Here is an 18,329-nt window from a genome sequence, read left to right on the forward strand (position 1 = left end):
TATATCTTGGGATATAGGTTTTAAACCTCGCTCCCAAGGATAAAGACCTTTATGTTACTTTCACTTATTCATATAAATGACAAGCAACAAAGTGATCTTTTTCCACTTCTTTAAATTGAGGTACTACTTGCTTACAAATCTCAGTAGCAGCTGGACATCTAGTGTGGAATACACAACCAGTTGGTGGATTTGCGGGACTTGGTAGTTCTCCTTTTAAAACAATGCGCTCACGTTTCACTGCATTTTTCCCTCTTGGTACAGGAACTGCAGAAAGTAGAGCTTGTGTGTAAGGATGTAATGGGTTTGCATATAAGTCTTCCTTACTAGCCAACTCCATCATGTTTCCTAAATATAAAACGGCGACTCTGTCACTAATATGACGAACAACACTTAGGTCATGTGATATGAAAATATATGTTAATCCAAAATCTTTTTGAAGATCTTGCATTAAGTTAATAATTTGAGCTTGAATTGAAACGTCAAGTGCTGAAACTGCTTCATCAGCGATGATAAGGTCTGGTTTCAACGCTAATGCTCTTGCAATTCCAATCCTTTGTCGCTGTCCACCTGAAAACTCATGTGGGTATCTATTAATGAAGGATGAATTTAATCCAACAGTTTCTAATAGTTCTTTTACTTTCTCATCGCGTTCTTTAGGAGCATAAAGATTATGTGTATTTAATGGTTCCTTTATAATAGAACGCAATGTTTTACGAGGGTTTAATGTAGCAAAAGGATCTTGGAAAATCATTTGTATATCTTTACGTACTGATTTTCTTAATTGACTTTCGCTCATATGCGTAATGTCTTGGCCCTTGAAAATAATTTTACCTTCTGTTGGTTCATATAAGCGGATGATCGTTCTACCAGCAGTAGATTTACCACAGCCTGATTCACCAACAATACCTAATGTTTCACCTTTTTTAACCTTTAGAGTTATTCCATCAACAGCTTTAACATTCCCTACTGTTTTTTGAAGTAACCCAGCTTTGATTGGAAAATATTTTTTCATATCTTGTAGTTCAAGTAATGTTGATGTTTCTTCATTAGCCTGAAGATTTTTTTCAAGATTAGTAGATTCAATCATGTAGTTACCTCCTTCTTACTCGTGTAGAAAGCAGCGTACTGCTCTACCTTTAGTCACTTTTAATTGAGGCTGTTCTGCAAAACAACGATCAAATGCCTTTGAACAACGAGGTGCGAAGCGGCAACCTTTAGGCATATTTTCAGGCGATGGAACATTTCCTTCAATTGACTGTAGTCGAGATATTTCACCATCAATAGATGGAACAGAATTCATTAGTCCTTCTGTGTATGGATGTAATGGTTCTTCAAAAAGCGCATCTACCGCAGCTTCTTCTACAACTTGTCCACCATACATAACAACGACTCTTTCAGCGATTTCAGATACAACACCAAGGTCATGTGTTATTAGAAGAATTGAAGTATCAAATTTCTTACTTACTTCCTTCATTAAATCCAATATTTGTGCTTGGATTGTCACATCTAATGCAGTTGTTGGTTCATCTGCTATTAAAAGCTTTGGATTACAGCTCATTGCAATAGCTATCATAACCCTTTGTCTCATACCGCCTGATAGTCGGTGTGGAAACTCACCAATCAATTCTGCCGCGCGTGAAAAACCAACAAGCTCAAGTAATTCAATCGCTTTTTTAGTTGCTTCATTTTTCGACATTTTTTGATGATAAGTTAAGACCTCAGTAATCTGTTCCCCGATTGTTAAAACTGGGTTCAATGAGGTCATTGGTTCTTGGAAAATCATCGAGATTTCGTTACCACGAACTTTACATAGTTGCGCTTCAGATAGGGTTACAAGATTCTTACCTTCTAAAAGAATTTCACCATCTACAATTTTACCTGCAGGACTTGGTACTAATCCCATAATAGATAATGACGTAATACTTTTACCTGATCCTGACTCACCAACTAATGCGACTGTTTCACCTTTATTTATCTTAATATCAACACCATCAACAGCTGGAATTACTGTCTTCTTTTTAAAGAAATGGGTCTTAAGATTTTTTATTTCTAATAATGTAGACATATCCACTTCCACCCCTCATCAACGAAAAATCATTAAACTAACACAATTCCGAAAATTTAAAATATAAATCGTCCATTTCTTATTTCCAATTCTATCTGTTTACAAATCTATTACTTTTTATCGTATTAGTTTTACACTAAACAAAATTATCTGAAAATAACAATACTAGTATTTTATTATATATAAAATATAAATTCAAGTTAATTTTAAAATATTTATGAATAACGAATTTTTCAACAATTCACTCTTATGTTATTTTAATTAAATTATTCTGAAATTGCAAGTTGTTTTTTGAAATAAAAAAAACTCTTATTTTACCTTATTATATTTAGTGAAACTAATAAAAAAACGTTTTTCGATATAACTAATTACTATCTTAGATTAACACAGTTACACCGTTCCAACAGCAATAAGTTTTTGGTAATCATAGAAATATTTTATTCTTGAATTTATTTTTACAAACTGTTTTAAATTTTAAAAATATTATTATTATTCCAACAAAGTATATGTTTTTATTTCCAACACGGTTCTATGAAGTAACTTTAGATCGTACGGAGAAATCCCTGTTCTTGTGGGATCAATTGGCTCGGATGGAATCAACTGCCCCCCAGTAACACGACTGGCTTTAGCGGAACGTACATATAATCATTTATTCAACATTAGTCTTCATTACAATTTAATTGGAAGCTAAATTAACGTCAAATGTTCCGAATAGATTCAACAGTTTTTTCCATAAAAAAAAAGCCGAAATTGGCTTTTTTTAGTTATTTATTTTTGGATCTAACGCATCTCGTAAACCATCTCCGACAAAGTTAAAACAAAGTACTGTTGTTAATATCAGCAAACCTGGGAATAAAGGATACCACCATGCTTTTAACATAATTGTAAAATTCTGTGCATCCTGCAACATATTACCCCAGCTAGGTGTTGGAGGTTGAATTCCAAGTCCTAGGTAACTTAATGCTGATTCTGCAAGTATTACTCCGCCAACTTGTAGAGTAGCTGCTACTATAATCGGTCCCATTGCATTTGGAAGGATATGCGAGAAAATAATTTTATAACTTCTCGTTCCTATCGTTTTTGATGCTAAAACAAATTCACGAGTCCGTAGCGTTAAAAACTCACCTCTTACTAATCTTGCCGTACTCATCCAACCTGTTAAAGCAAAGATTAAGATTAGCTTATCCACGCCTGGTTGAAAAATAGTAACTAAAGTTATTAATAAGAAAATACTTGGAATTGATAGTAACACATCTACAAATCGCATTAATATCGCATCAATCTTCCCACCAAAATACCCTGCTACTGAACCAACTAAAGTTCCGATTGTTATTGCCCCCACCACTGAGGCGAATCCAACAAGTAATGATATTCTTGCTCCAAACAGCAATCTTGTAAGCAAATCACGACCGAATTTATCTGTTCCTAATAAAAATTCGGCACTTGGTGGTTTAAGTTTATCTAGTAATCTTTGTTCTTCAAAAGAATATGGTGCAAGAAGTGGTGCAAATACAGCAGCAAGGATAATTAATGAAAGTATCGCAGATCCAATAACCGCCAACTTATTTTTCATAAACTTAGTGATCACTATTTTTGTCATCGTATCTGGTTTTTGATTAATCCCCTGAGTCAAAGAAACATCTGTTCCAGGAGATAAGTTTGGTTGTGCCATATTAACTTCCTCCTATTCTTAATACTCAATTCGCGGATCAAAAACCGCATATAAAATATCAGCAAGTAAATTACCAATAACAACAAACACTGCAGAAATAACTGTCAATGCCATAATTACTGGATAATCACGTTGAAAAGCAGAATCAAAGAACAACTTTCCAATCCCAGGCCAAGCAAACACTTGTTCAACAATAACTGAACCACCGATAAATGTTGGAAGCATTAAACCGAAAATCGTAATTACTGGAATAAGACCATTTCTCAGTCCATGCTTGTAAATTACTTTGTTCTGTCTAAATCCCTTTGCTCTAGCAGTCCTCATATAGTCTTGACCTAATACTTCTAACATACTTGTTCGGGTATATCGAGTTAGACCGGCCATATCTGCCGTAGCCAGTACAAATGCCGGTAACATTAAATGATGAATTCTATTCCATATGCTAAAAGGTTCGTTTAATGTATGTGTTCCACCTGTAGGGAACCATCCTAAGTTAACAGAGAGGAACATGATTAAGATAAGCCCTAGCCAGAAATTTGGTGTGGCTAATCCTAAAAAGGAAGTGATGGTAACACTATAATCGAGTTTTGAATAGGGCCGTGCCGCTGACAATATTCCAAACGGTATGGATATAACTACTGCAAGTAATGTAGATACAACCATAAGCAATAAAGTATTTGGTAATCGGTTCATAATCATTTCACCAACCGGTGTACCTTTCCTAACAAGAGAAGTACCAAAATCCCCTTTTGCCATATTCCCTAACCATTTAACATATTGAACATGAACAGGTTGATCTAAACCATATTTCTGAATAAACTTTTCTCGATTTTCTGGTTTTATATTAGGATCCATCATTAATGCGGTAGGACCACCTGGTGCCATTTTTACGATTGCAAACGAAATGATGGTAATACCAATTAATAAGGGAATAGCCATTAAAACTCGTCGAATAATATAAGTTACCATCGGTTATTCTCCTTTACTAAAAATTTTTCATCTATATCTAGCGAGATTCTTACTTCTACTCGTCCTGTTTTCAATACATAAAAAAGGAAGGGAGAATCCCTTCCCTCTTTTTAAAAAAGGTCTAATTAACTATTACTCTTGCTCAGCGAACCACCATTTATGAATATCATAGAAGTCGCTCTTTGCGTGGAATACATAGCCATTTAAGTTTTCAGGCATTGCACGGTGTACGTTTGGATAGTACAAGAATGTGTATGCTTGATCTTCAGCAATGATTTTGTAGATTTGTCCATAAAGCTCTTTGTAAGCTTCTTGGTCAACTGTTTGTTTCGCTTGCTCCATTAACTTATCAGCTTCTTCATTAGAATACCAAACAAAGTTTAAGCCTTCTTCTCTTTGGTTCGTATGGAAAATGTCTGATAACTCAGGGAATGTTGCTAAACTCCATCCTAATACTAAAGCATCGTAATCCCAGTTAGGTGCTGAAATTTGCTCGATATATGCACTCCACTCAACGATTTCAGGAGTCGCTTCGATACCAACTTCTTTAAATTGCTGTTGTAAAACTACAACGATATCTTCGCGGATTTTATTACCTTGGTTAGTCTTCATTACGAATGAGAACTTCTCTCCGTCTTTATCTAACCAACCATCACCATCTGTGTCTTCCCATCCAGCTTCAGCTAGTAGAGATTTTGCTTGTTCAGGGTCATAATTGAATTGTGGTACATCTGAGTTATAAGCCCATGATAATGGAGATTCAGGAACGTGTGCTACTTCTCCATCTCCATTCATTACAGCACTAACAATTTCTTCTCTGTTAATAGCATGTGTTAAAGCTTGACGTACTTTAGGATCTTGGAAACGCTCTTGTTGTTGGTTGAATCCAAGATATGTGTAAGATAATCCTAAACCAGACTCAATTTTAATACCTGGGAATGCTTTTGCAGTTTCAAGATCAGTACCAGGAACTGTGATGAAATCAACGTCACCAGCTTGGAATTGAGCTAATAATGCGTTTTGGTCAGGAACGATTTTGTAAGTGATTGAATCTAAGTAAGGACGACCTTCATAATAATCATCGTTAGCAACAACTTTTACATATTCTCCATCAGCCCATGAATCAAATTTAAATGGACCAGTACCTACAGGAGATTTAGTATTGAATTCATTTTCACCTAAGTCACCCATTGGTACATCTTTTAGGATGTGCTCAGGAAGTACTGCAAAGCTTAGTGTAATTGGAACGAATGTAACGTCAACAGAGCTTAATTTGAATTCTACAGTGTAGTCATCAATTTTTGTTACACTTTCAAGTGCTTCAAAGCTTGATCCACGCTCACCAACATAATCTTCATGAAGAGGAATGCTGAAAGAGAATACTACATCATCTGCAGTCACTTCTTCACCGTCATGGAACTTAATTCCTTGCTTTAATTTTACAACATGTGTAAGACCATCATCAGATGAGTCCACACTTTCAGCTAAATCCATTTCTGTTTCAAACTTTTCGTTTGAAGTTACAAGACCATTGTAAATGAAACCTTCAATGTTAGAACTTGGAACGTCAGTTGAGTAGTACGGGTTAAATAATGTAGGCTCACCGATAGATCCTACGATGATGTCTCCACCAACTACTGGCTCACCACTTGGAGCTTCCTCTTCTGGCTTTTCTTCTGCTGGTGTTTCTTCTGCTGGGCTCTCTGCATTATTGCCACCAGAGCAAGCCGCTAAAAATAGTGACATTGCAATAGTTAAGCAAAGCATTAACCATAACGATTTTTTAAATTTCATTCTAATTTTCCCCCTATCATAGTTTTAAAAATAATATCTTGAGTTACATTGTTACTAACCTTAGTCTACTTTTCTTCTATCGCCCCCCTTCAAGTAGTTAAAAAAACTGTTAGCCTAACTTATTCATATAGATGACATGCAACAAAATGTTCTTCTTGAACTTCCCTAAATTCAGGAACAACTTGTTTACAAATTTCAGTTGCTGCTGGACATCTAGTATGAAATACACAGCCACTAGGTGGATTTGATGGGCTAGGCAACTCACCTTTTAATACAATTCGTTCTCGTCTAACTGCATTTTTTGATCTTGGTGTTGGTACTGCAGATAAAAGAGCTTGTGTATAAGGATGAAGCGGATCAGCATATAATTTATTCTTTGGTGCCAATTCCATCATTTTTCCAAGATACATAACAGCTACTCGATCACTTATGTGCCTTACTACGCTTAAGTCATGTGATATAAAGATATAAGTAAGACCGAAATCTTCTTGTAAATCTTGCATTAAGTTAATAATTTGAGCTTGAATAGATACATCAAGCGCTGATACTGCTTCGTCAGCAATAATTAATTCAGGCTTTAATGCCAAGGCTCTTGCAATTCCAATCCTTTGTCTTTGTCCACCTGAAAACTCATGTGGATAACGATTGATAAAGGATGAGTTTAAACCAACGGTTTCTAGTAATTCCTTAACCTTTTCATCTCTTTCTTTTGGTAAATATAGATTATGAGTGTTCAATGGCTCTTTAATAATGGACCTCAACGTTTTCCGCGGATTTAATGTTGCAAACGGATCCTGGAATATCATTTGAATATCCTTACGAACTGTTTTCCTTAAATTATTTTCAGAGAGATGAGAAATGTCTCTACCCTTAAAGATTATTTTTCCATCAGTTGGCTCATACAAACGAATAATCGTTCTACCTGCGGTTGATTTACCACATCCTGATTCACCAACGATACCAACGGTTTCACCTTTTTTGATTTTCAAGTTCAGCCCATCAACTGCTTTTACATTTCCTACTTGTTTTTGCAGCAATCCAGCTTTTATAGGAAAGTATTTTTTCACATCTATTAATTCTAATAATGTGCTAGTTTCTTCAGTTGATTCTGACTGATTTGCCACTTCTTCGTTTACTGATATCATTGTAGCCCCTCCTTCTCTTCGTATAGGAAACAGCGCACGGAGCGACTACCATTCAATACCTTTAGTTGAGGTTGTTCTGAGAGACATCGATCAAACGCTTCAGAACAGCGTGGTGCAAATCTACACCCAGTAGGCATATTTTCGGGTGATGGAACATTTCCTTCAATTGATTGTAATCTACTAATCTCACCATCTATTGAAGGAACTGAATTCATTAATCCTAGAGTATAAGGATGTAATGGTTCTTCAAACAAGTCATCAGTTGAAGCCTCTTCAACCACCTGTCCTCCATACATAACCACCACTCGTTCAGCTATCTCTGAAACAACACCCAAATCATGCGTAATTAACAGGATAGATGTATCAAACTTTCTACTTACTTCTTTCATTAAATCTAAAATTTGTGCTTGTATCGTTACATCCAATGCGGTTGTTGGCTCGTCAGCTATTAATAGTTTGGGATTACAACTCATCGCTATAGCAATCATGACACGCTGTCTCATACCACCGGAAAGTCGGTGTGGATAGTCGTTAATGATTTCTGCCGCTCTTGAAAATCCAACCATTTCCAATAATTCGATTGCTTTTTTTACTGCTTCATTTTTAGACATTTTTTGGTGATAAGTAAGCACTTCTGTTATTTGCTCACCAATCGTTAAAACTGGATTTAATGATGTCATCGGTTCTTGAAAGATCATTGAAATATCGTTCCCTCGAACCTTGCATAATTCTTTCTCAGAAAGATTCACTAAATTTTTTCCATCTAATAAGATTTCACCGTCAACAATTTTCCCAGCAGGACTTGGAACTAATCCCATAATTGACAACGATGTAATACTTTTCCCGGATCCAGATTCACCAACAAGAGCAACCGTCTCACCCTTATTAATTGCGATGTCAACCCCATCTACTGCTGGAATGACTGTCTTCTTCTTAAAAAAATGAGTTTTTAGATTTTTAACTTCTAATAACGTAGACATTATAAATCCCTCACCATCCCTTATTAACCGACATTTGCAAAATTTATCGTTTTTAATCTATGAAAATATAATAATTTGATTTGCAATATTGAATGTTCTGAAATGTCCCAATTTCTAAATTTATAATATTACAGTAAGATTACAAATTCAAGTAAATTTTTATAAAATTATTAATTTTTTCTATCTTCATTATATTTTTTATTATAACAATATTTAGACAGTGTTATTTTAATATCATTTTTAATGTAGAATCTTTTAGTGTTAAACAAAAAATTCGCTATTATAATGGGAGTTTTATATTTTTATTTCATCATCCGTAGTTTTTTAAGATACTTTTATTCAATGATTATAAAAGTATTATTTTTTACAAAAAAATATGATTTGAAAACGCTTACTATAACAGATAATGTGAGAAAATCTTACAACTTCTTATACTAATAAAGAATTTTTTTGCTGGGACTTCCGAAGTTTCTTGTATTTTGCCGAAATAAAAAGAATAGCAAAAATTGCTATTCTTCACTAATGGCACTAAAGAGCCTCATCAATAAAATTCTCTGATGGTAGTTCCATCACTTGACTTGTTGTTTTTTGATTCTTAGTTAGATAATTACCTACTAGTTCATAGCCCATAGAGTATCCAAGCATTTTGGGAAGGGGAGAAAATCCATACAAAAGCCGTTGAAAATGAGGATGGTCTTTTGTTATATCTTGATGATTCTTATAGTACCTAGCCCATAACCTTTCTAATTGACTTTTAGTATAGTAATGCGTCCATTTTGCAGTATAATCTTCTCCTAACCGCTCACGAACTGAATGCTCTGCGAGACCTTCTAGGATCATTGTATCGAGCAAATGGTACTCACCTTCTTGTTTTTTGTATTTTGATAACCTATAAACATGATTAAATTCATGTGTAAAAACAGCTCTTATTTCTGAATCTGTATTTTCCTCTGATAAAAACAAAAATAGCTTATCATGAAAAGCAATTCCTGATTTCCCATTAAATTCTTTATAAATAGTTCTATTTGTTTGATCAGATGGAAAGATAAATATCGGGATATTGGGAACTTTCCAATCTTTCTTAAGTTTTGCTTCTTGGTCCTGGACGATTTTCCAAGGTTTTTTTTCGACAAAGGCTTTTAATCTACTTTCATCTTCTTTATTTGGTCGATACATACCATTCATGTTTAAAAATTGATAAATTTCTTGTGCAGTTACAGACTCTTTAAAGTAAGGTTGTAGTTTTTCACACAATAAAATGGGATTATCATATGAATCATTAAGCCATTCCTTTGTTAAAGTAACAATCAATTGTGACACCTCTTCATGCATTTTTAACAAAGTATGCTTCAGTCATTTTTTCGTTCTTATTGATGTACAAAAAAGTACCTAACCCCTCTCAAGTAATAATCATGGGGTTAGGTACTTTTAAATTTTACTGATATTTTTTAAAGATAATGGTTGCATTGTGACCACCAAAACCAAGTGAATTACTTAAGGCTGCACGTACTGTCTGCTTTCTAGCTTTATTCGGTACATAGTCTAAATCACATTCAGGATCTGGAGTCTCATAATTAATTGTCGGTGGAACAATATCCTCATTTATGGCTAAAACTGAGAAGATTGCCTCAACTCCTCCTGCTGCACCCAATAAATGACCTGTCATCGATTTTGTAGAACTTATCGCGAGTTTTTGTGCGTGGTCACCAAAAACTTCCTTGATTGCGAGAGTTTCAAATTTATCATTATATTCTGTACTTGTTCCATGAGCATTTACATAATCAATTTCATTTGGTTCAAGACCAGCATCTTGAATCGCTTGTCTCATTGCTCTTACGCCACCTTCACCATTTGGTGCTGGTTGTGTAATATGATATGCGTCACCTGTTGCCCCATATCCAACTATCTCTGCATAAATTTTTGCTCCACGTGCTAATGCATGCTCAAGCTCTTCAATCACTATTATTCCTGCCCCTTCACCCATAACAAAACCATCACGATTTTTATCAAATGGACGACTGGCTGTTTTAGGATCAGGATTAAAAGATAATGCCTTTGCAGAACAGAAGCCTGCAAATGACATGTTTGTTAATGGAGCTTCAGTTCCACCAGTGATCATAACATCTGCGTCACCACGTTGAATAACCTTGAATGCATCACCAATTGAGTTTGTTCCAGTAGCACATGCTGTCACTGTACAAGTATTAATACCCTTTGCACCAAGAGCAATAGACACCTGACCGGCTGCCATATCAGGAATCATCATCGGCACATAAAATGGACTTACTCGACGATAACCTTTTTCAAGGAAAATACTATGCTGTTGTTCATGTGTTTCCATACCACCAATACCTGAACCAATCCACACACCTACGCGTGGCGCAATTTCTTCAGTTATTTCTAACTCAGCGTCTTTCACAGCCATAAATGAAGCTGCTAGAGCATATTGTGTAAAACGATCCATTCTGCGAGCATCTTTTTTATCCATAAAATTCTCTGGGTTGAAATCTTTAAGCTCTGCAGCTACTTTTGCAGGTAACCCTTCAATATTCACTCGTGTTAATGGGCCTATTCCTGATACACCATCTAAGGCATTTTTCCATGATGTTGCAGTATCATTTCCTATTGGCGTTAATGCTCCTAATCCGGTTACAACGACTCTTTTTTTATCCAATGTGATGTCATCTCCTATACTAGAATTTTCTTTAGAAATATAATTATTATTTCATTAGGGGGATTAAATTCTTTAAAAACTAAACCTTTTGATTATTATTTACCCCATCTAATAGCAACCGCACCCCATGTAAGGCCACCACCAAAACCAACCATTACAATAACATCATTATCCTTTATCTTTCCAGCTTCAATTTCCTCATAAAGTGAAAGTGGAATTGACGCAGCAGATGTATTGCCATATTTGTGAACGGTCTTAGACATTTTCTCTTCAGGTAAATTTAACCTTTGCCTTGCAGCTTCCATGATTCTAATATTTGCTTGATGTGGAATTAAAAAGTCCACATCCTCTTGAGTAAGACCTGCTTTTTCAAGGACACGAACACTTGATTCACCCATTTGCCTTACCGCAAATTTGAATACTTCTCTACCATTCATAATAATATACTCGTCCTGGTAAAGATGCTTACCACCAGTACCGTCTGCACCTAATTCAAATGCTAGAATACCTTTACCCTTTGAAACAGGCCCCATAACAACTGCTCCAGCGCCATCTCCAAATAGGACAGCTGTATTACGATCATCCCAGTTAGTTACTTTCGATAGTTTTTCAACGCCAACAACTAAAATATGCTTGTAACTACCAGATTCGATAAATTGTTTTGCTGTTGCCATCCCATACATAAAGCCAGCACATGCAGCACTTACATCCATTGCAGCAGCATTCCATGCTCCTAGTCTTTCCTGAATCATACAAGATACTGAAGGAAACGGTCGATCAGGAGTAACTGTTGCAACAAGGATTAAATCTATCTCTTCAGGAGAAATCCCGGCATTTTCGATTGCTGAGGTACTTGCATGAAAGGCCATATCTGATGTATCTACATCATCTCCAGCAATTCTTCTCTCCTCAATCCCTGTTCGTGTTCGTATCCATTCGTCTGAAGTATCAACTATTTTTTCTAAATCGTGGTTTGTTACTACCTTTTCAGGTACATAACGTCCTATCCCTATGATCCCTGCATTCATATTCGCATCTCCTTAATTCAATTATTTAAATTATTAATGGTCTTAAAAGACAATGTAATTTTAAAAGAAATAATGTTAGGCTTTCTAATTTCAGAGTATATGATTATTTTCTAAAGTAATTGTTATCAATTATTATGACTTGGTACTAATTTTAATCTATTTTGCATTTATAAGCAACATTTTAACGTTCAACATTTAAAAGCAAACAGTGTTTTTATTTGCGGAAGAAACAACAGGCCATCATAAAAAGAAGAGCCTAAAGAATTTATATAGTGATACATGTCTATTGCTAATTCATTCTTATAACATAGATTATTATAGGAGCCAGTAAAAGCTATTCGGTAATTTTGGAATCAAGGAGGTACGTTAAATGGAAAAGGGAAAGGGCGAAGTATCTAACCAAATAGATAAAAAAGCAGACGAACCATTAGAACAGTCAGGAACTCAAGAACAATCTGAGCGTAATGAAAATACTGAAACAGTTGATCCCTTTACAAGACTCATGTTTGGAGGGAAACGCCCAAGAAGTTTTGAGGATGTAACAAAAACAGAGGAAGTAAGCAAGTCTACTACTGATGACCAAAATATGGACTTTACTCAATATTACACTCTAATGGAACAGGTTGATGATATTCTTGGTTCTTATAACCGAATTAAACCTGTCATAAAGGAACTATCTCCTTTGTTAAACTTTATAAAGAAGTGGAAATAGCTGTTGAAAATGAGCAAAATTTTAAAGAGGAGCCCAATAAGCTTGATAGTAAACAGGCAACTTATCGGACATCCTCTTTCTATTTGTCTATTTCTGCTCTTACCCTTTTAGAATTAATTACTCATTTGCTTCATTTTTCCCCAACTCATAGGCATCATTCATCACTTTTGTTAGTAATGCCATAAATGGTTGAAGTTTGTCCATTGTCATTTCAACGCCAACTTCATCGAGCATTTCTTTTGCTTCCGGAAGGTATTTCATTGCTATCTGCATAAATTGCATGGACTTTTCTTGATTCATATCGTTCTCTCCTGTTCACATTTTAGTTTTAGATTTACTGAATTTGGTTTGGGAGCAATCCACTTTCAGTATATTCTTTTATGTACTCCTCAAGCTCTGTTTGGAACTTTAGATCAACACTGGAACTATATTGTCCCATAGATATAACACCATCTTTAAAATCAAAGGACAAATTCCCAGATTCTAATTTTCCATCATTATATAACTCTGCCACTAACTCGTATAATACATCAACATGTTGAACCGTACTCGTTAACACTGTTCCTTCTCCTAAATCCGACTGGTCTGAAACAAAACCAATCGCATACAAGCCTTCCTCTCTTAGCTTTTCTATTACTGGAACATTATAGCCATCACCAGCTGGGTACACTACATCTACTCCATCATTAATAAATTTATCTAAAAGAAGAAGTGCAGTTTCTTTATCATCCCAACTCTCAACAAATTGAATCTTCACTTCAACTTCTTCATTTTGGAATAATGCACCTTCAAAAAATCCATTTACTTCAGGTTGCCACTCAAATGAGGCCAATACACCTACTGTATTAGTCTTGGTCATTTCTCCTGCTACCATACCACCAAAAAAGCCCATTGCATGAGCCTCAAAATTGAGAGAAGTCGTATTGTCTTTTTTAGCCTCACCATTAAATGATATAAAGTGTACGTCAGGATATTGGTCTGCTATTGTATTAAAAATAGGAGCAAACTCACTACCATGTCCAAAAATAAGGTTTACACCATTTTCTACGAATTCATTCACAGTTCTTTCAGTTGCTTCTATGGTATTAATTCCTTCTTTATAGAATACGTCAACATCCATTTCTGATTGGATCTTTAACATTCCTTGATAACCTTTTGTTCCCCATACTTGGTCATTAATTGAATCATAGACAAGTAATCCTACTTTTTGTAGCTGACCAGATGAATTAGACTGACTACAACCAACCAACGTATTCAATACTAAAAAAATAATTATAATAATAGCAAAAGGCCTGTACATGACCATCAACTCCTTTAGGAAAGCACGAACTCCGGGTCAATCCTGTGAAGCTTTCCATAATTATTGTGACTGCTTAAGGACTGTAATAGCAATAACCCCAATGGGATTAGTAGTCCCTTAGATTTGGAATTGAGTTCAAATATTCAATAACTTAGCACCACTAAAAAACTATCCCTAAACATAGGTAACCTAAAAATGCACATATGTATCCACTTATATTTTAACCTCCTAATCTATGAAAGTAAAAGAAAAAGTGGGAAAATGGGTTAACTAAATCTTTGATTAACCCATTTTCCAAACTCTAACTGCTTTGTTATACCTTCTTTTAAGTTAGTTTTCTCTTCAATATTTATACATTTTATACTTTGAGTTGCTTCTAATTCTGGTTTATTTTGCATATCTATTTTAATGCTTTCGAAGTCATCTTCTAGAATGATTTTCAGACCTTCAATAAGCTGATCCTTTTGTCCGGTTGTAAGATAAATTGTATTGTTTTGAGTCTCATCGTTAATAGTAAATAATATTCCTCTAACTACATCATCAATATAAATTAAATCGCGGCTAACGTGATTGTTATCTAAATCAAACTGAAAATCTTCATCATTTCTTATCCGTACATTGATCGCTTGTTGAAATGGCATGTTATAAGGCTGCCATGGGCCATAGACCATCGGAATTCTTATTATTAAATAGTTAAAGTCGTTATCTTGCATCATCTTTTTGACATGACTCTCAATCTTTAGATTACACTTCATGAGTTCGTTTTCCTTTTCATTAACCTTCGGACAATGGTTGGAAAGAAGAATCAATCTACTTCCTGATCTTTGACAAAACTTGATGACTTTATCTAATTCCTTTATTTTATAAGAAAACTGGTCTTTATCCCCATTCAATTCTAAAGCAGAATAGAATACCACATCTATTTCATTGAAATCATCATAATTAACATGTGTACTACTATCAACGAATTGCCAATACGCGTTCCGTCCAACTAAATTTAGTTTTTCTTCTTTTAAACTTTCTTCTTTAGGGATTTGGTCAACAGCATATACTTTTATTTCATCTTCTATTAATTGACAACAAAGCCCATATCCGACAAACTCTAGTGCTCCGATAACGATTGAACTTTTCATCAACATCTCTCCAGTATCCTTTTGTTACTGTATGTTATGCATATGACCGTAATAATAGTCCCCAAGTTTCTTAAACTGGCCTTCTAGGACTTGTTATAGGATTTGTTCATTTTTTCGATAAAAGTTACAAACTGATTGACCAATACTGAATCTTTTTTCTGCTAAATAATAATTGAGTAAAATCGGGTAATATTGTTTTCGGTAATCTTCGAAATATCGGCTATGTCGAGCTGGATTATAAAGAGAATTAGTAGTAGTTTGCCATATCTTCACTGAGTGAGTCTTCGGTAACGATCTTATTGGAAGGTACTGCTCCACTGAATCTTGTTTTAAATCATTCGGTAATTGGTATGCTTTTATTATTTCTTGGACCAAGTTTTTATAAAAAAATTTATGCTGTTTTTCATCAACTAGATGTCTTTCCAAACTAATACACGGATTCATTAATGCGACTGAGCGGATAATTTCACTATGTTGGTTCATTAATTCAAATGCTATTAGTGTTCCCATTCCTTCTGCTAATATATGAACCTTTTTATTTAAGATTTCTTCTTTCATAATCAAATGATAAACCGTTAATGCTAAAGATACTGCTTTCTGACTTCCCCAATTTCGACCATATAGATTCGAATAGAAAACTGTATAACCATCATCCAGCAGATATTTAATCATTTGATATCGACCATAATTCTGTAGCCAAAAACTACTTTGGTTATCCACATAAGAATTTTTATCACCTAGTATAAAAACAGCAAAACCATTTGGTTTGTGAGGTATATGAAAAGCACACCACTCTTCATCTTGTTGAAAAAAACGAGAATACATACTCATTTTCCTCCCTTTCCTCAAAAAAGCTTTCTTCTCTAATGTATGTCTAACTTTTCACTTTGAGAGGGGAGATGCCTAAACCTTTTGAAAGTGGACGAATATCTAACGATTTATAGGAGAATTCCATCTATAAACCCGTTGATATTTTCTCGTATAAAAATTTCTTTTTTATTGATATAATAATATGGTAAAATGAAATTAATAATCTGGGATTTCGGGTTTCAAATGAGGTGAAATGTATGCGTTATTTTTGGACATTCTTTTGGACATTCCTTTTAGTTCAAATGGTATCTTATGTAGTATCCTCGATGCAGGGTGTTGCATATAATTTTGGAGTATCTAGCATTATTGCTATTGCAGCTTTCGTTTGCATAACAATTATTGCAGAATTATTACCAAGCGAGCCTGTAGAAAATCATTAATTTTCTAGAAAAAAGCCCCAGAAATGGGGCTTTTACTTTTTCAATCATTACCTTCTAGCTATCACGTGGTTTAGTCTTATATGACCACTTTCTTTCGTGATTAGAATTCTCAGGAAATGGGTCCCCTGCTTTAAGTTTAATCCTTTTTGGATTTTGAACAGGATCTCCTGTATCACCGATCTCAACATAAATTCCATTATTGGGGGCTTTTTGTCCAGATCTAAATTGATGGCTTTGTCCCATATTCTCCCTCCTTCCAAACAGTTCTTTCTCAAGCGTTATTACTATTCCCATTTTATTTTCTTTCTACCCTGAAAAAAGAAAAGCGGAAGGCGCCCGCTTATCGGCGGCAAGCATAAGACAGGCGCTGACAGAAGGCGCTCTTTGCCTTCCGAAGAGGCTGACTTATGACCTCGAACCGATGGCGCCTGGAGCTAGACACTAAGCTAAGTATAAATTTTCATACTCCATTGTGCTAATTTTAATTAGAATGGATGTCTATCTTAAAGAATCACTTACAATGCAGGCTTTTTTCATATATTAGAACAACTTTGAATACTATAAAGGAAAACAAGCATAACATGGACAATAGCCAATAATCGGAACACATTAAGCCTTAATTTATATGTATTTTCTTCATTTATTCAGAAAATATTATCTTTACAGTTTACTGGTAATATAGTTAAATGAAATGGTGTAAAAATTAGAACTGGAGGATATTAGGAAAATGGACAAATTGTATGACATCATTAAGTATTTATTTTTAGGACTATTTCAGGGCTTTACTGAACCTATACCAATTTCATCTAGTGGACATTTAGTATTGGCACAACATTTTCTTAATATTAACATAGAAGGTATGAGTTTTGAGTTATTCGTCAATACAGCCTCATTATTTGCTGTTCTTCTAATTTATCGAGAGGATTTAGCTCGATTAACATTCAATGGAATTAGATACATAACTACTCGTGAAGAAAAAGCAAAAGCGGATTTCCGGTTTATTATTTATTTAATCATTGCGACAATCCCTGCTGGAGTTATTGGTGTTCTTTTTGATGATGCCATTGCTGGGGTATTTAAAGAAGGTACTAAGTTAATTGGAATCACCTTAATTATTACTGGTATCGCACTTTGGTTTATCCGAAACCTAAGAGGTCGAAAAAATGATGCACAGCTAACACTAAGAGATGCTATTATTATTGGTTTAGCACAAGCTATTGCACTTATTCCAGGTATTAGCCGATCAGGAGCTACCATTGTTGCTGCAATGGGATTAGGAATGAAACAAGAAACTGCCTTGCGTTTTTCATTTCTATTATTTATTCCAATCAGCTTTGGTGGAATGATTTTAAGTTTTTCTGATATTTTAAGTGATCCCAATTTCAATTCATTATTAGTCCCTTACATCGTAGCCTTTATCGGATCATTAGTTGCCTCATATTTTTCATTGAAATGGTTTATGGGAATTATGGCCCGCGGAAATTTAAAATATTTCTCATTTTACTGTTTTATTGCAGGTGCTCTAGCGATTATCTTGGGGTAGAAGAAAAGAAGTGGCTTCATGCTCACTCTGATAACGGGAACGCTTAAAGGAAAAAGGATGTCCC

At 34.8% G+C, this 18,329-nt stretch carries 18 protein-coding genes; 3 read left to right on the plus strand and 15 right to left on the minus strand.

Features of this window, described 5'->3' with window-relative positions:
* Window positions 1-64: 64 nt before the first annotated feature.
* From BK579_RS18755 to BK579_RS18800, 10 genes are all read right to left on the minus strand, one after another.
* Complete coding sequence (locus tag BK579_RS18755; RefSeq protein WP_078548100.1) at window positions 65-1,087, minus strand: ABC transporter ATP-binding protein; 1,023 nt, start codon at window positions 1,085-1,087, stop codon at window positions 65-67.
* A 15-nt stretch (window positions 1,088-1,102) separates the two neighbouring features.
* Window positions 1,103-2,065, minus strand: a complete 963-nt coding sequence (locus BK579_RS18760) for an ABC transporter ATP-binding protein (protein WP_078548102.1) — start codon at window positions 2,063-2,065, stop codon at window positions 1,103-1,105.
* 760 nt (window positions 2,066-2,825) lie between these two features.
* Window positions 2,826-3,737, minus strand: a complete 912-nt coding sequence (gene opp4C, locus BK579_RS18765) for an oligopeptide ABC transporter permease (protein WP_078548104.1) — start codon at window positions 3,735-3,737, stop codon at window positions 2,826-2,828.
* A gap of 18 nt (window positions 3,738-3,755) precedes the next feature.
* Window positions 3,756-4,706, minus strand: coding sequence for an ABC transporter permease (locus BK579_RS18770; protein WP_078548106.1), 951 nt, complete (start codon window positions 4,704-4,706; stop codon window positions 3,756-3,758).
* A gap of 132 nt (window positions 4,707-4,838) precedes the next feature.
* Window positions 4,839-6,500: a peptide-binding protein gene (locus BK579_RS18775; protein WP_078548108.1), complete on the minus strand. Its 1,662-nt coding sequence runs from the start codon at window positions 6,498-6,500 to the stop codon at window positions 4,839-4,841.
* Window positions 6,501-6,619: 119 nt separating this feature from the next.
* The gene (locus tag BK579_RS18780; protein WP_078548110.1) at window positions 6,620-7,645 is read right to left on the minus strand and encodes an ABC transporter ATP-binding protein; all 1,026 of its coding nucleotides are present in this window, start codon (window positions 7,643-7,645) and stop codon (window positions 6,620-6,622) included.
* The gene (locus BK579_RS18785; RefSeq protein WP_078548112.1) at window positions 7,642-8,625 is read right to left on the minus strand and encodes an ABC transporter ATP-binding protein; all 984 of its coding nucleotides are present in this window, start codon (window positions 8,623-8,625) and stop codon (window positions 7,642-7,644) included. Before BK579_RS18785 ends, BK579_RS18780 begins: the two co-directional genes overlap by 4 nt.
* 528 nt (window positions 8,626-9,153) lie before the next feature.
* A complete protein-coding gene (locus BK579_RS18790) occupies window positions 9,154-9,936 on the minus strand; it encodes a DUF2268 domain-containing putative Zn-dependent protease (RefSeq protein ID WP_078548113.1) in 783 nt (260 codons plus the stop codon).
* Between the two features lie 124 nt (window positions 9,937-10,060).
* A complete protein-coding gene (gene fabF, locus BK579_RS18795) occupies window positions 10,061-11,299 on the minus strand; it encodes a beta-ketoacyl-ACP synthase II (protein ID WP_078548115.1) in 1,239 nt (412 codons plus the stop codon).
* Window positions 11,300-11,394: 95 nt separating this feature from the next.
* Window positions 11,395-12,327 carry a beta-ketoacyl-ACP synthase III gene (locus BK579_RS18800; protein ID WP_078548117.1) on the minus strand — a complete coding sequence of 311 codons (933 nt, stop codon included), beginning with the start codon at window positions 12,325-12,327 and terminating at the stop codon, window positions 11,395-11,397.
* Between the two features lie 370 nt (window positions 12,328-12,697).
* Between BK579_RS18800 and BK579_RS18805 the strand changes: the two genes are divergently transcribed.
* Complete coding sequence (locus tag BK579_RS18805) at window positions 12,698-13,039, plus strand: hypothetical protein (RefSeq protein WP_078548118.1); 342 nt, start codon at window positions 12,698-12,700, stop codon at window positions 13,037-13,039.
* Window positions 13,040-13,156: 117 nt separating this feature from the next.
* Here BK579_RS18805 and BK579_RS18810 read toward each other — a convergent pair whose 3' ends face one another.
* The 4 genes from BK579_RS18810 to BK579_RS18825 all read right to left on the minus strand — a co-directional run bounded on the left by BK579_RS18810 (window position 13,157) and on the right by BK579_RS18825 (window position 16,297).
* Window positions 13,157-13,339: a ComZ family protein gene (locus tag BK579_RS18810; RefSeq protein WP_078548120.1), complete on the minus strand. Its 183-nt coding sequence runs from the start codon at window positions 13,337-13,339 to the stop codon at window positions 13,157-13,159.
* A gap of 34 nt (window positions 13,340-13,373) precedes the next feature.
* Window positions 13,374-14,339 (minus strand): BMP family ABC transporter substrate-binding protein, encoded by a 966-nt coding sequence (locus BK579_RS18815; protein ID WP_078548122.1) that lies wholly within the window; start codon window positions 14,337-14,339, stop codon window positions 13,374-13,376.
* Window positions 14,340-14,605: 266 nt separating this feature from the next.
* Window positions 14,606-15,472 (minus strand): NAD-dependent epimerase/dehydratase family protein, encoded by an 867-nt coding sequence (locus BK579_RS18820; RefSeq protein WP_169891186.1) that lies wholly within the window; start codon window positions 15,470-15,472, stop codon window positions 14,606-14,608.
* A gap of 93 nt (window positions 15,473-15,565) precedes the next feature.
* A complete protein-coding gene (locus BK579_RS18825) occupies window positions 15,566-16,297 on the minus strand; it encodes an alpha/beta hydrolase family protein (RefSeq protein ID WP_235848468.1) in 732 nt (243 codons plus the stop codon).
* 242 nt (window positions 16,298-16,539) lie between these two features.
* Between BK579_RS18825 and BK579_RS18830 the strand changes: the two genes are divergently transcribed.
* Entirely contained in the window at window positions 16,540-16,722 is a 183-nt protein-coding gene (locus BK579_RS18830; RefSeq protein WP_078548128.1) for a YjzD family protein, read from the plus strand.
* A gap of 54 nt (window positions 16,723-16,776) precedes the next feature.
* Here the strand turns inward: BK579_RS18830 and BK579_RS18835 are convergent, their stop codons facing one another.
* The gene (locus tag BK579_RS18835; protein WP_078548130.1) at window positions 16,777-16,965 is read right to left on the minus strand and encodes a YjzC family protein; all 189 of its coding nucleotides are present in this window, start codon (window positions 16,963-16,965) and stop codon (window positions 16,777-16,779) included.
* 484 nt (window positions 16,966-17,449) lie between these two features.
* Between BK579_RS18835 and BK579_RS18840 the strand changes: the two genes are divergently transcribed.
* A complete protein-coding gene (locus BK579_RS18840; RefSeq protein ID WP_078548132.1) occupies window positions 17,450-18,265 on the plus strand; it encodes an undecaprenyl-diphosphate phosphatase in 816 nt (271 codons plus the stop codon).
* Window positions 18,266-18,329: the final 64 nt, after the last annotated feature.

The sequence above is a fragment of the Litchfieldia alkalitelluris genome (genome assembly GCF_002019645.1).
GTDB lineage: Bacteria > Bacillota > Bacilli > Bacillales > Bacillaceae_L > Litchfieldia > Litchfieldia alkalitelluris.

Bases quoted from the DNA above. Each gene is read 5' to 3' on its own strand.
- BK579_RS18755 (WP_078548100.1), bottom strand. From the start codon at position 1,087: ATGATTGAATCTACTAATCTTGAAAAAAATCTTCAGGCTAATGAAGAA.
- BK579_RS18810 (WP_078548120.1), bottom strand. From the start codon at position 13,339: ATGAATCAAGAAAAGTCCATGCAATTTATGCAGATAGCAATGAAATAC.
- BK579_RS18775 (WP_078548108.1), bottom strand. From the start codon at position 6,500: ATGAAATTTAAAAAATCGTTATGGTTAATGCTTTGCTTAACTATTGCA.
- BK579_RS18805 (WP_078548118.1), top strand. From the start codon at position 12,698: ATGGAAAAGGGAAAGGGCGAAGTATCTAACCAAATAGATAAAAAAGCA.
- BK579_RS18780 (WP_078548110.1), bottom strand. From the start codon at position 7,645: ATGATATCAGTAAACGAAGAAGTGGCAAATCAGTCAGAATCAACTGAA.
- opp4C (WP_078548104.1), bottom strand. From the start codon at position 3,737: ATGGCACAACCAAACTTATCTCCTGGAACAGATGTTTCTTTGACTCAG.
- BK579_RS18835 (WP_078548130.1), bottom strand. From the start codon at position 16,965: ATGGGACAAAGCCATCAATTTAGATCTGGACAAAAAGCCCCCAATAAT.
- BK579_RS18840 (WP_078548132.1), top strand. From the start codon at position 17,450: ATGGACAAATTGTATGACATCATTAAGTATTTATTTTTAGGACTATTT.
- BK579_RS18760 (WP_078548102.1), bottom strand. From the start codon at position 2,065: ATGTCTACATTATTAGAAATAAAAAATCTTAAGACCCATTTCTTTAAA.
- BK579_RS18815 (WP_078548122.1), bottom strand. From the start codon at position 14,339: ATGTACAGGCCTTTTGCTATTATTATAATTATTTTTTTAGTATTGAAT.
- BK579_RS18770 (WP_078548106.1), bottom strand. From the start codon at position 4,706: ATGGTAACTTATATTATTCGACGAGTTTTAATGGCTATTCCCTTATTA.
- BK579_RS18785 (WP_078548112.1), bottom strand. From the start codon at position 8,625: ATGTCTACGTTATTAGAAGTTAAAAATCTAAAAACTCATTTTTTTAAG.
- BK579_RS18820 (WP_169891186.1), bottom strand. From the start codon at position 15,472: ATGAAAAGTTCAATCGTTATCGGAGCACTAGAGTTTGTCGGATATGGG.
- BK579_RS18830 (WP_078548128.1), top strand. From the start codon at position 16,540: ATGCGTTATTTTTGGACATTCTTTTGGACATTCCTTTTAGTTCAAATG.
- BK579_RS18825 (WP_235848468.1), bottom strand. From the start codon at position 16,297: ATGTATTCTCGTTTTTTTCAACAAGATGAAGAGTGGTGTGCTTTTCAT.
- BK579_RS18800 (WP_078548117.1), bottom strand. From the start codon at position 12,327: ATGAATGCAGGGATCATAGGGATAGGACGTTATGTACCTGAAAAGGTA.